Source organism: Leptospira mtsangambouensis, from assembly GCF_004770475.1.
Classification (GTDB): Bacteria; Spirochaetota; Leptospiria; order Leptospirales; family Leptospiraceae; genus Leptospira_A; species Leptospira_A mtsangambouensis.
The window spans coordinates 81,449-95,403 of sequence record NZ_RQHK01000005.1 but is presented as its reverse complement, the minus strand read 5'-3'; the positions used below and the strand labels follow the sequence as shown (position 1 = coordinate 95,403).

11 protein-coding genes are annotated in these 13,955 nt (G+C 39.8%); 2 read left to right on the top strand and 9 right to left on the bottom strand.

Translation table 11 applies throughout. The features are described 5' to 3' along the window. Positions 1-86 precede the first annotated feature (86 nt). Both EHR01_RS19305 and EHR01_RS08600 read left to right on the top strand, forming a co-directional pair. Complete coding sequence (locus EHR01_RS19305; RefSeq protein WP_244310034.1) at positions 87-437, top strand: hypothetical protein; 351 nt, start codon at positions 87-89, stop codon at positions 435-437. Positions 438-472: 35 nt separating this feature from the next. Continuing rightward, positions 473-1,795, top strand: a complete 1,323-nt coding sequence (locus EHR01_RS08600) for a S41 family peptidase (protein ID WP_244310033.1) — start codon at positions 473-475, stop codon at positions 1,793-1,795. Between the two features lie 112 nt (positions 1,796-1,907). Here EHR01_RS08600 and omp85 read toward each other — a convergent pair whose 3' ends face one another. The 9 genes from omp85 to EHR01_RS08555 all read right to left on the bottom strand — a co-directional run bounded on the left by omp85 (position 1,908) and on the right by EHR01_RS08555 (position 13,954). After that, positions 1,908-3,305, bottom strand: coding sequence for an Omp85 family outer membrane protein (gene omp85 / locus EHR01_RS08595; protein WP_244310032.1), 1,398 nt, complete (start codon positions 3,303-3,305; stop codon positions 1,908-1,910). Between the two features lie 29 nt (positions 3,306-3,334). Beyond that, complete coding sequence (gene pyk / locus EHR01_RS08590) at positions 3,335-4,768, bottom strand: pyruvate kinase (RefSeq protein ID WP_135694300.1); 1,434 nt, start codon at positions 4,766-4,768, stop codon at positions 3,335-3,337. Positions 4,769-4,772: 4 nt separating this feature from the next. Beyond that, positions 4,773-6,773, bottom strand: a complete 2,001-nt coding sequence (locus EHR01_RS08585; protein WP_135694298.1) for a hypothetical protein — start codon at positions 6,771-6,773, stop codon at positions 4,773-4,775. 16 nt (positions 6,774-6,789) lie between these two features. Beyond that, on the bottom strand, positions 6,790-7,839 hold the full coding sequence (asd, locus tag EHR01_RS08580; protein WP_135694296.1) for an aspartate-semialdehyde dehydrogenase: 1,050 nt from the start codon (positions 7,837-7,839) through the stop codon (positions 6,790-6,792). Between the two features lie 36 nt (positions 7,840-7,875). After that, on the bottom strand, positions 7,876-9,396 hold the full coding sequence (locus EHR01_RS08575) for a hypothetical protein (RefSeq protein WP_135694294.1): 1,521 nt from the start codon (positions 9,394-9,396) through the stop codon (positions 7,876-7,878). An 8-nt stretch (positions 9,397-9,404) separates the two neighbouring features. Next, positions 9,405-10,688, bottom strand: a complete 1,284-nt coding sequence (locus EHR01_RS08570; RefSeq protein WP_279638586.1) for an MBOAT family O-acyltransferase — start codon at positions 10,686-10,688, stop codon at positions 9,405-9,407. 217 nt (positions 10,689-10,905) lie between these two features. After that, on the bottom strand, positions 10,906-11,121 hold the full coding sequence (locus EHR01_RS08565) for a hypothetical protein (protein ID WP_040917529.1): 216 nt from the start codon (positions 11,119-11,121) through the stop codon (positions 10,906-10,908). Between the two features lie 879 nt (positions 11,122-12,000). Next, complete coding sequence (locus EHR01_RS08560; protein WP_135694291.1) at positions 12,001-12,426, bottom strand: phosphatidylinositol phospholipase; 426 nt, start codon at positions 12,424-12,426, stop codon at positions 12,001-12,003. 529 nt (positions 12,427-12,955) lie between these two features. Then, positions 12,956-13,954 carry a hypothetical protein gene (locus EHR01_RS08555; protein WP_135694289.1) on the bottom strand — a complete coding sequence of 333 codons (999 nt, stop codon included), beginning with the start codon at positions 13,952-13,954 and terminating at the stop codon, positions 12,956-12,958. Position 13,955: the final 1 nt, after the last annotated feature.

The window sequence follows — 13,955 nt, the reverse complement described above, 5'->3', positions numbered from 1 at the left end:
CTTCCATTGACACCCTTCCTTTTCTTTGCAGTCATTGTAAAAATCTTACATACATAACACATTCACTAACTTATGGCTTGGTATCGATGAAAACTTTTTCCACTTTCATTCAAATTGTATTCTCATTTCTATTTTTATTCATCTTCTCATTTTGCCAAAGTCCAAAACAAAGCCCTAATCCAGAAATACTGTCTGCGACAGTGGAAAAAAAATACCATTACTCCAAACAAATTTCTGAGATCAAAAAACAAATGGCAAAAACATATCTTTATCCAGAAGAATTAAACAAACCCAAAGCCTTTCAAAAAGCTGCCATCATAGCTACGGAATCCTTCGGTCACCAAATCCTTTTGCCAAAATCTTTTTATGCCAAATTCCAAGATTCCAAGATTCCATCCAAGGGGATATCATTCACGACAGGGAGTTATCTGATTTAATCATCATTCGGAATCCAAATTTTGAAAATCCAAAAATGCAATCTGATTCTGTTGCCTCACAACTAGAGGAAGAATTTACAAAAATACCTTTTTCACAAGACCTTTTAGAATCCGTTATGGAAATTCTATATTTACAAAATGAAGCATTAAGCTTAACGAATACAGATAGGATCAAATGGGATGAAATTCAATTTGTTGCATCGGAAGGATACGTTTCTTCATTTTTAGGTTCTAGTTTAATGATCTATGAGAAATACGGAGATCTATTACGACCAAAAACAATTATATCGATTGAAATCCCTCTCAAAGAGACAAAGTCCAAAAGAAAGATCATCACTCTCTTACAAGAAACTTCTTTTTTGAAAGAGATTGGACTTCAGAATGAAGACGAACTGATTACCATCAATGGGGAACCTATTCGCTACTTATCAATCCAAACTGTAAATCGAATGCTTAAAGGTAAAGTTGGCGAAACTATCGAAATTTCCATACTACGAAATCAAAATGAAAAATATAGTTTCAAAGTTCCTTTAAAAGAAAACAAACCGTCAGATCAGAAAATAGTAGAAGGTCAAATCTGGACTGGGAAATTTAACTTCATTTACATTAAAGTATCTGGATTTATTAAGAATAATCAATCCAGTGCCACTGAAATGATTAAAGACCTTTATTTCACCTTAATGGAAGATGCAAAAAATAAAAATATCAACATCCATGGTTTCGTTTTAGACCTTCGCAATAATCCAGGAGGTTTTTTAGACCAAATCATTGAATGTATGAGGATGTTAATTCCAAATGGATTGTTGGTAACTACACAATCCTCTAGAACATCTCCAAGTATGGTTTATGCAAATCAATCGTCGATTACGGATTTACCGTTGGTTGTTCTGATAAATGAAAATACCGGGTCAGGTTCTGAGCTAATTGCAGGTGTAATCCAACATTACCATCGCGGAATTATACTTGGATCTAAATCTACGGGTCAAGGGCTTGTACATGTTTTAAACAAAGTTTCTGGCGAAGAAAACTCACTTATCAAAATAGCCTCTAGTTTTTTATACCTTCCCAATGGTAAAAAATTTCATGAAACAGGAATTACACCAAACGTTTGGGTTTCGGACCGAAAAGAATTGGACCATAACCTATTTGATGCCAAGAACAATGTACAAATCAATTCAACGACAGAATCGAAAGAAAAATACCAGAGATTAGATATCACATCCATCAGCCAATGGATTGAACAGAATGGCACATTTGGACAAAAAGTCAAATCTGATAATGATAAAAATCTCCTTCCAGATTATCAGTTGTATCGCTCCCTTGATTTTTTTTCAGGTTATCTCTCGACACAAAAATAAATTTTCTGTTGGGATCCTATTATATACTTAATTGGTGATTTTTTAAAATTCCAAACCGTGGTGGTTATGAATGGATCATTCGGTGATCTTCAGCGAAACCTTATAAGAAAATTTAAAACGTATGGCCAATATCAATATAAAACAATTTGTCCTCTCTGGAATAAGCATAGTCCAGTAAGATCACGGTTGCCTGATCCCAAACGAGTCGTAAACCAATCCCACGTGCATGTTTATAATTCAGCGTATTCACATCTCGAAGTTTGTCCCAAACTCGACCCACATCATAGAATGGAACAATGCTTAGTTGAAAAAACTGATCCCATAACGAAAAACTCCCCACCCGGTACCGTAATTCAATATTATAAAATCCAATCACTGGACCAAAAAAGCGTTCTTGCCTATACCCACGAAGAGTGTTCTGTCCACCGAGTGCACCAAATGGACCATCGATAGAAAAAAGATAACGATATTCAAAGAAAGGGACTTCTCCTTCAATCTTTGTGAGTGCTACACGTTGCGCGATGACAAACTCTTCGAAAAGTTTCGGGAAGGGTTGGTAAAAATTTTTCGCCTGTGCAAAATGTCTGATGTAACCAAAATCAGATCCGATGACTCTTTCTGCTTTATTAATATTGTATTCAATGAGCCAACCTCGGTCTGGATCTGGTTCATAATCTCTCGTATCATAAGCAATCCCAGCACGGATGTAGTTCAAATTTCCGCCATGTAGGCCAATAATTTTTCCTGAACTCGCATCCTCAGTTAATTTAGAACTATCTTCAATTGCAGGGACTCGCAAGTTGGTAAGGGGCTCCCGACCTTCGGTTGATGTTCCGTCATACCGCCTAACAGTATTCTTAGAAAACTCAACTCCTCCCCAAACTCTGAAAACCTGAAAAATTGTTTTGTCTGCGGCAAATTGTCCATATGTTGTATCAAATTGATAATCGTGATAATGTTGGTTCGATGTAAATTCCTTCCCCGGACCACGATTGCGAGTATATGAATTTGCATTCTCAAAATCGGAGTATGTAGCATTGCGAGTGATACGACTTCCATCCACATTTCTATCTTTATAATAAAGTGGTTCTAAACTTTCAGTTCCAACACCAAAATATTGGTTATAGAAACTAGCGTCATGTCCTACGTAAGCTCTCAAACGAAATGCGGTATCCGCAAAATATGGAGCATCCCAAGCTAAATAATTATTTTGAGTTCCACGATTGGTTCTATACACCCCCACATTGAACATATGTTCGTAAGGAGTGTATTTAAAGGAAGAATCAGCTTTGGTACCGTTATAGAAAATATTGGCAAGAATTCCCAGACCTGATCCATTTACGGCGTCATTCCCAAACTGCGGAAGACCAGTGGCATACCACCCTTCTTTTTTTTTGGCCAGTTCCTTCTCGTCTAATTTTTTGAATTCACCAAGCCATTCAGGTACATCGGAATTTCTTTCTTCAGCATACAGTGGAATGAATATCCATGTTGATATTACTACCAACACAGAAATCAGATTCCGAAAAAACATTAAGGTTATTTAACTTCGCGGACTTGGATGGTTTCGACTCGGTCTTCCCCAGCGATGATATCGGAAAGGATGACTACCTTTTCTCCCATTTGGAGGTATCCATTATTCACAAGAGTTTGGATGGCAAGTTTGATTGTCTTTTCAGGATCAGAAGAAAAATCCACACGATAAGGAATCACACCTCTTGTCAGCCAAAGCTTTCGCCTAACTGATGTCATATTTGTAAATGCATGGACAATCGGGTATTTGGGATGAAAGGATGCCAAGTTATTGGCAGTGATTCCCCGACGAGTGATTGCAATGATAGCATGTGCCTGCATGGAATCAGCTAAATTTGCTGCCGAACGAGCCATCTCTTCTTTTTGGTCTTTTGGTTTTCGTTGGGCCGCAAGACCAAGGTTAATCGACATCTCCATACGACGTGCAATTTTATCCAACATCTCCACACATCTGACTGGAAATTTCCCCATTGCGGTTTCACCAGATAACATAATCGCATCAGCTTCTTCATACACTGCATTGGCAACATCAGTGACTTCCGCTCTAGTAGGAGAAGGATTTTGGATCATAGATTCCAACAAGTGAGTAGCAACGATGACACGTTTCCCTTCTTCTTGGCAACGTTTGATGATCCTTCTTTGGACAATCGGGAGCTCTTCGATTTCAATCTCCACTCCCAAATCCCCACGTGCCACCATAATTCCATCAGACTCTCTAATGATAGCATCAAGGTTTTTTAAACCTTCTTGGTCTTCAATTTTTGCAATGATCTGTGCATGGTGATTTTTTTCATCAATGATCCCACGCAATTGGATCACGTCTTCCTGGGAACGAACAAACGATAAAGCCACAAAATCAATATCCTCTTCCAAACCAAAAAGAATATCTTTTAAGTCTTTAGGAGTAATAGAAGGTAAATTGACTCGGATCCCCGGTAAATTAATATGTTTCCTTGACCCAAGTTTTCCACCATCTAACACAGTGCAAACGAGCTCATTTTCACGGATCTCTTGTACTGCCAAGTTGATAAGCCCGTTATCAACAGTAACCTTATCACCAACTTTCAAATCTTTTACTATATCACGATAGTTCACAAAAACACTTTGTGCTTCCGCTTCCATTCCTGGAATGATATGAAATGTAAAAGTCTCCCCAACTTTTAAGTGGAGATCGTTCTGTACATCTCCCGTTCGAATTTCCGGCCCTTGCGTATCAAGAAGGATCGAAATTGGGTGTTTGTGTAATTCATCTTTATTGAGAGATTTAATAATACGAATGATTTTTCTATGAAACTCATGATCTCCATGGCTCATATTGATTCGTGCAATGTTCATCCCAGCCAAAGCTAAACTTCGGATCATTTCTTTGGAGGCAGTCGCAGGACCAATGGTGCAAACGATTTTTGTTTTTCGAGCTCTTAGTTGTTCAATAGCAGGCATAATTTTATGGTTTCAACCGAGGTAAGATTCTATTCAGAAAGTCTAATTGCGATTCCGCAATGTCAAATTTCTCTTGGTTTGGAAATTTTTCGCTTCGTTGGCGGTCACTTTCAGCAGACACTTTGTCCAAAAGTTTTTTGCCATGTCTTTTTAGATACCCAGTCGATACAAGAATCGGCCAAGGGAACTTTTCCCTTTGATTTCGAATTGGGAAACTATAGATTTCTTTTCCGCCAAATTTCTTTAAGAAAAATATCAAATTTTCTTCAGTAAACTTTCCATTTAATTTAGAAAGTACATATTCTCGATCCGGATACACACCGAACTCCCAGGCTTCATCCAAAATACGAATGATAGATTCAATGGACTCTTTCCATTTTTTTTCTTCTTCCGGGCTTCCTTGTTTGACCGGTTCAGAATCTTCTTCTCCACCGTTAAAACCAGAAGTAGAAGCAGCAACCTGCTGTGATTGTTTGGATTTTTTTTCAGCATCTTTTTCAGCCTCTTCTCGGTCTTTCAAACGAGCTTTTACCAAACGTTCTTTTTCTTGTGATATCTTCTTGGCTTTTTGGCCCGCCAAATCCTTGTTTAATTGTTGCTGCAAACGTGCTTTGATGGGCGGAATTTCAAATTTATGAACAGTCATACTGCCCATTATCATACGCCAAATCCTTGTAAAAAATGGGAGGAATTGAAATAAACTTTGTGCTTCGATCTCTTCCAACAAACGTTTTGGGCTTTCATCATTCAAATGAAGAGTCACATTCATTTGATTTAAAACTCGAATTTCTAAATCAGAATGTTTGATTTGGAAAGTTCGTTTTGCAGACTCAATGGCCTGCGGAATACAGGACTTGTGCAAGATAAATTCATTATAAATTTTGTTATCCGCATACTCAGTATACAAAAGTTCTGGTTGTGAAAGAAGTGATGCCCGAAATTCATCTGTCAACGGTTCCCCGCTGACACGAAGCAAATTCACCTCTACAATTCGACCAGCCTCAGCAAGAAAAGCCATCAAATCATCGATTTGTTGTTTGCGTTTTTGTTTTTCTTCTCTTTCTTTATCTTTTTCAATAATTTCATTTAACACCAAACACTCTTCTATCAGAGTTTTTTGGTCTCCATAAGAATCATTCATGTATCCTTTAATCTCTATTAAAAGGTTACGAGGAGAATTCCAAGAATCTTCAGTGACCTCACCCATAACTCCTAAATTTTTTAGAGCTGGATAAATTGTGTTTTTCGTATAATCAATGTAACCATCATAACGATCTGCAATCTCAGAAGGTTTGTTATACAAAAATACACTTTTGTTTGCAGGTCTAGATGCAGAATCATTTCGGAAAAAAAACAAAATCTTATCATCCACCAATTGTTTCAAAATTGGTTTCAAATGGATGATAATCGTTGCATCCTTTTGCACTTTTGTTTTGTCATAAGGGCATTGAAATAAGTTTCCAATTTCTGTAGATGCATAGGTATCAAACAAACGATTGGAATCAACAGCCGCCTTGATAACTTTCCGCATCTTTTCTTTTCCAACATACTTTCTTTTTTCATTGAACCATCCTTTGATGGCTGCCGTAGAAAGTTCATTGAGTCCCAGTGCATAACGGAAAGCAGTTCCCCCATCCGAGGTCGTTGGTCTTGCAAATACTGTGTTGTGTTTGATAAAGGTCTTTGGATTTTCAGGATCCCCTGGTTCATTCGGATGAAATTCCAAAACATTTAATTTTCTGATGATTGCAGGGTTTTGTTTGTAACTAAGATCGATCACATAGTTTTCTGTTCGATCACGATCAATGGAGCTATCACGTTCAATTTGTTCTACGTTTGGCAAAACTTTGTTTTGTAAAAACTTATCAGTCCACTCAAAGATCACCAGTAGAACTTTATAGATCCCTTTGTAGGAAAAGTCCCCCCGCGAATCCATAGCCTGTACTTTTTGCAGACAGGCAGTGTAATCCATTACTTTTAATTCCGGGAGGCTGGGATCTAACATTTACGTAGTAAATTCCTTAGTTAAAAAATCCTTTCTTATACAATAACTCTGCATTCAAGATGGCAGCTCCAGCAGCACCTCGAATCGTGTTATGCGAAAGTACTACCCATTTCCAATCCAAAATTGGATCTTCCCTTAGCCTTCCGACAACCGTTGTCATCCCTCTCCCAGTCTCTAAATCCAGACGTGGTTGAGGCCTATCATTTTCTTCGCGGTAGAGAATAGCCGGGTTTGGTGCAAACGGCAATCCCAATTTCTGTGGTTCCCCTTGAAAATCGGCCCAAACCTTAAGAATCTCTTCTTTTTTTGGTTTTTTATCAAAAGAAACAGAAACACAAACGGTATGGCCATCAAAAACCGGGACACGATTGCAATGGGCGGAAATTTTAAAATCGGCCGATTGGATGATCCCATCTTTCACAGTCCCCAAACATTTTTGTGGTTCGATTTCTGCTTTGTCTTCTTCTCCACCAATATAAGGAACTACGTTACCAAGAATATCCATGGTGGGAACCCCAGGGTAACCCGCTCCCGAAATTGCCTGCATGGAAAATAACATAACAGACTTTAAACCAAAAGCATCCATTAAAGGTTTTAATGAGATGGTAACTCCCATAATCGTACAATTGGAATTGGTAATGATTTTACCTTTTGTCTTTTGGAATTGTAAAACATCCAAATGATGGGCATTCACTTCCGCAGAAAGAATTGGGACATTCGAATCCATTCTATGGTTCTTTGAATTGGAAAGAACCATCACTCCTGCTTCTGCATAAGCAGTTTCCACTTCTCCCGCGATCGATGCATCCAGACCACTGAACACAAGTTGCACGCCCTTGGTCACTTCGGGATTTGGTAAAGTAATGATAATGTCTTTTGCATAAGCAGGGATATCGGATGAAATCTTCCAACGAGATTTCATTACCTCACCATAAGTTTGGCCGGCACTTTTTTCTGAAGCTGCCAAATGAGTCACCGTGAAATAAGGGTGATTCTCCAAAAGTTGAATGAATCTTTGACCGACGGAACCTGTTGCTCCCAGGACTCCAACTTTGATTTTTTCCATAAAATTCCTTAACTAATGTAAGGATTGAAAAACATCCTATTTCGGAAAGAGATTTCCAATTCTTTTAGCATAAATCGGATTCATTTGTTCCATTCCGATATATGTAAAGTGGTGGAAGTCTGAAAAACCCTGCATTGGCAAACTTCGGTGAATGTCCCAATAATAGACAGACCCACCTTCTAAAGATTGTAAGTAACGAAGGTGATCCCTGTACCATTCCGAATCCTCATACCACTCCAAGGAAATTGGATTTTCAGGATTGTTGATGAGGAGAAAAGGGACATTTCGATCTCGAAAATGGTCTGCAATTTTTTTGAGGTACCGAAAGTGGAAATACGGCCGAAATGATTCTTTTCGAATCCTTTCTTTTGCCAATTTTAAGGCCACAAGGTATCCGATCCCTGGTCGTTTTTCCAAACCGTCAAGCAACCGGTATTGGAAATATTTGCGGTATTCTTCCTCCTTCATACCCAAATAACGGAAGTCTTCTGTTCTCGGTTCCCTTTTGTATTGGATTCCTGATTTAGCTTCCTCAAGTCCAAAGGTCTGTTCAAGCCGAACTCCCATAGGATCAAAATGATAATCCAAATATGCACCGGTCGCTTGGTTGGCAAACCACACTCGCTCTAATTTGATAGTGACTAACTTTTTCTCTTGGAAAAATTGTGGATCCAAGTACAACCTGACCCAACCTTCGCGGGTGAGGGTGATGACTTGGTGGATGGTTCCGTTGGATATTTCCATCCGACAAGGTTTGCCTGCCAAAAGAAATTGTGTTACCTCAACCCAAAATCCTTTCTCTTTGATTTTTTCGGTGGGGAAAAAACTAAATTTTTGACCCGTCCACCCCAGTCCGTTGATTCCTTCCGGGATCTCGGCACCGGCATAAGCATGATAACTTGTGTTGCGTCCAAAACGATGTTGGATTAAATTCTGTAAATTTTGGAGATAAATATCTTTATAACGATAGAACGAAAATCCTGAGGAAACAACATAACGAGACCAAGTGTCCCAGTCCATCGATGTTCCCACTTCCTTTAATGTTTCCCAAGGGAAGACCCATAAAGACTGGGGAGCTTCCCCGAAGGTTAGTGCATCTCTCACAACGACCGACTCATCCACAGAATCGTTCCTACCTTCTGGAAATATAACGTAGGTTCGGTGAAGCCTGTAATCGATAAAATTGACAGGGTAAACAACAAGATCCGGCTCCAAAGGATCAAGCCAATTGAGTAGTAAATACACATACAATGGGCTATTCCCTGCATAGGCTAAATAAAAAACATCTACATCCAACCTAAAGTCCCGTAAAAGCGATTCCTTTAGCTTTTGAGAATCAATAGAATAATAGGCAACAGAACTACCAACAACGATGATTCTCTTTTTTGTTTTTGGGAGGTTCCTAATTCTCTCGTATTCATACAAAAAATTAAAAAAATGGTTCGTGTTCCAAGGAGATTCATTGGGCAATAAAAACTGAATTTTCTTAAAAAATAAAAAATCGAAACCGAAGAGAGAAACAAAAAAGAGGCATATTAAAAGAATCCGCTGTTTCATATCCCTTCCTAAAAAACAAAATACACAAACGGTTTGCTATCGGCTGAAAACAAAACAATCAATATGAGAGAAATCGAAGTCAAAACCCCAAAAAAAAACGTTTTTCCTAAGGAATTTTCCCATTTTTTAAATCCAGCTAACAACTGCTTATTGTCATTAAAATAAAAACTTCCCCAAATATGACCAATGGCAATGACTAAAAAGCAGTAAAGGAAATTCATTTCATAAGTATAAGGCAGCGAAAAACCCCCTTTTTTCGAAAAAAGGCCCTGTAGGTAGCACAGAGCCGTGGCGAAATTTGGACTTCGGAAGAAAACCCAAAGTAAACTCACCAATATAAAAGTTCCGAAAATTCGGAACGGCCGCAGCCAAAAGAGAGAAATGCCTCCGAAGTGCTGTGAGGACCATCTTTCAATGATCAATAAAATTCCGTGACAGGATCCCCAGATGACAAAGTTCCAAGATGCCCCGTGCCACAGGCCGCCAATGGCCATCACCAAAAAAAGATTTCTATAGGTGAATAAAGTCCCGATGCGATTCCCACCTAAGGAAAAGTAGATATATTTTTTAAGCCATTGGGAAAGAGAAATATGCCAACGAGTCCAGAATTCAGAAAACCCAGAAGCAAGATATGGCATCCGAAAATTCTCAGGAAGTCGAAAACCAAAGAGAAGTGCCGTGCCCTGGGCAATATCAGTATAACCAGAAAAATCACAATATATTTGCATCGAATAAGCAAACATCCCCACCCACAAAGATTTGGTAGAAACTTCTTCTGGCCGCAAAAAAACAAAGTCAGATGTCTCTCCCAAATGGTCAGCCAAAACCATCTTTTTGAAAAGACCCAATAGGATTAAAAATATGGCAAAAAGAATAGGGATCCGAACAAAGGAGAGAGGCCTGCGAATTTGTGGCAAAAAGGACTTAGCCGTCACAATAGGCCCCGCCACTAACTGCGGGAAAAAAGAAAGAAATAGCAAATAAGAGGAAAATTTTCGTTCTGCCTTTAGCTCTCGGTTGTATACATCAACCACATAGGAAACGGACTGAAAGGTATAAAAAGAGATGCCAACAGGAAGGAGCCATTGTCCCCAAAAAGCTTGGGAAGAACTGGAACCACCAGAAAAATATGCCCAATTTTCAGCAATAAACTGCCCATACTTAAAAAAGAAAAGGATTCCCAAGCTATTGCAGAGAGAAACCAAGAGCAAAATCGCACGAATTTGCCTAGAAAATGGTAAATCAAGGCCGCGAGCAATCCAAAAATCAACAATCGCAACCCAAACCAACAAAAGAAAATAGAAGGGATTCCAAAAACAGTAAAATAAGGCGCTAATAAAAATCAAATATATGATTAATATTAAGCCATTAAGTGATCCATAAAGAACAAATTCTCGATTAATAATTAGCGAGAACCGGCGGATACTCCACCAGACCACCAAGCTTATTACGAAAAACAGGCCAAAAATTGAAGAATTAAAGAGCATAAATATGCTTATACTTAATCAATCAGACATTGTATTTGCATTTTACACCACAATTGGGGCAAGTGCAAGTGACTTCTGCCTTCACGCGGCGGCCCTGTGCCCCTTCCACCTTACCAACTGCCACAAAATCAAACACAACCCCTTCTGGCACAAAATGCCCAGAGCCGTATTTTGCCGTCCCTTCAATCAGATTGGAACAGGCGTGACATTTTACTCTTAACCGAATCGTTTCCGCCATATAAAAAAGAACAGTGGGTGCAGAAACGGTGAGTGGCAACCACTATTCCAATCTCTGCCAATTTTACATGCACATGCATTTTCGATACACATGACATTTTGGCGCCTTTTTTGGTAAATTTCACCAATTCTTCTCCCCTGCTTAGGCTTTCTTGTTCCTCGCGAAAAAACCAAGTCCACCGGGGAAGTTGGCCCCTTTTTATCATCTAAACGCCGGATTTTGGTCGGTTGGTAACCTGCTTTTGCCAAATTCTACCCAAAACGACCCCCTGCAAAGTGCCAGAGTCACCTTCTAGGCCTACTGTGCTACCCACAGGAGACAATCATAAGAAAACACCAATTCATGGCTAAAATCCAGAAAAGTCCAAGCATTTAGGATCTGACCGCTCCCGGGCAGACTTTTCGATTCCACTTCTTTCCTCTAGATTGTCCTTTGCCTGTGGGTCGAATGGGAATTTAGTTAGTTACAAAACCTTATGGAACCCGTTAGCGGGGACCCTGCCCAAAGGAAGGCACCTCTAGGAAATGCCTACTTTCAGCCCGCCGGCAGAAGAACATGTTCCCGATTTGGCGCCGAAACGGGAACAGTGGCAGCCCAAATTTGGACCTGCAGAGAAGGACTAACACTCATTAGATGCCCTAGGATAGGCATTTGGAGAATGGTGCTCGAATTTAGATAAATGCCTATTTTTAGGCAAGATTAATGAATTGAGGCGAGCTTGCACAGTCGCAATTTAGTCAGATGGAACAAATTTGCAGAAAGTGATTAAAAATGGTCACTTTTCTTTGTTTTCTCACCATTTCGGGAGGAGGATTCATTTCATAATTTCGCCCTGTGCGCAGCACAGGACAAGCTTCCCGTTAGGGAATTTTCGAGAATTTAGGCTTTTTTAGAAGTGGGTTTAGAGGAAGACTTCCCCTTTTTTACAGGAGCTGTGGATTTTGCAGAGGTTCGTTTGCCTTTTGTGCCATTTGCAAGTGTAGGCTTTTTAGAGGACTTTGCACCAGAGCGGTCCGAGGCTCTGTCGTCTTCTCCAGACAAAAGATCACTGGGTACTCGGCCATTGCGTTTGACCATGTAGATGAAGTGTCGGACATACTGGGTGTATGGCTCTGGGATGGTCTTGGGATCAAAGTTTTTTGCATCCTGGAGGAGTTGGTTGACATGCGCCAGTGGGAGGTCATCCTTACTGGTTGCCATAAGAATTTCCAATCGTTTGCAGATCTCCGAGTCATTGACTTCGGTAGAGAGTTTTCGCATGGCGTTGAGAAATTTTTGGAAGGCAACTCGCTTCGGCTGAGACATATCCCCAGAAAACCAAAAAGTCCTGGGCTGGCAATCGATTTTACGGAGAAATGCTCTGGGCCTCTCTCAAAAACCGAATTGCGATGGAGAAAGTTCTCTCCTTCATTTTTTAACAAAACATTTCTGTTTGGGAAAAGAACGACTCCCTCAGTTGTCAGTGAAAAGTCCGCCTGCACACCAAGACCCAAAGTAGAAGATGACTTCAATAAAACTACTGACTGGCTTTCAAGAAACGATGAGTCATTTGACACTACTTCTGTTTCAGGTGTTACCACCACTTCATAAACCAATCCATCTCGAAGTTCTATCGGAGTGAGAAGTTCATCATTCGGAATGATTACAGGAAGATCTAAAACATCTGCCATAAGACCTGAAACAGGAAAAATAAAAAACAAAGTCAGCAGTGCCAGCAAGGCCCCGCTTTGCAACTTTTGTGCCAGTTTTTTTATTTTTTCCGAGAAACCCATGGTATTTCCCTCAGTTTCCACCGAAATCAGAGAAAAATAAAGCATTTTTTAGGGGATTTTGGCTATTTTTTGATGATCTGAGACCGAACTCGGAGTTTCCATTCCCAGAGTACAATTTCATGTTCTAGGTCTTGTGCCGTCTCTTGTTCCTTCGCAAGGAGGGCATAAATCATATGCGAGATCTCTTTGGAAAACCCTGAATCCAATTCCTTTTCAAAATCTTCCACTCGGAATTCCAAAATCAAAACCGCCAAACGGAAAGCTTCGTTCATGGCAACGAGCTGTGGTTTCACCACGTCTAGTTCTGGTTTTTTTAATTCGTTTTTGATCATCACATCTAAAAAAGTCCGGATGAACATAACATCGTCTGAAGATAAATGGAAGTCCAAAAGTAGCTGTTTTACTTTATCAAGCTCCATGGCACGGAGATGGATTCTTGCTAAAAAAACTGGATTTTCGCTATAGGTATTTAAGTTCTGATTTTTGGCAACATCAGTCGCCCTCACCTTATCGTAATCGACCACACCCTTGTCTTTGGATTCATCCTTTTTTGGGGACTGAGATTCCGCAGAGGTATTGATCCTTTTTTTGATCACAAGGATGTTCATACTTGGATATCGGATCTTAAATGAAACCATATCCGAACGGGGAATCTCTTCATCCACTACGAGAAATTGTGCCTGCTCTCCCCGCTCCCAGGCAGCCATCAAATCTTCTTTATTTTTATAGTGGTAGATGACTACAGGCAAAACATCACTCAGACTCCCGGTGCCCAGATAGATTGTTTTGATTTCGTTGGAAAACCCATGTTGGTAAGGGATGACCAGTTTTCCAGCCTTGACGTTGACAAAAGAAAGTTCACCCAAATGGAAGTGGGAAACATCGAAGTCGTCCCCGAAAAACCCAACACGAGGGACATTGACGACAATGGAATTGTTCCTGGCACCTTTTGGGACTTCTGGCCCAGAATCAGTAAAGACAACGTAAGTCAGCTTGGAAAGTCTTACTTTGACGAGAAATCCGGCAGGGGTTTTCCGTTCTTCGTATACAGTATCATCCATC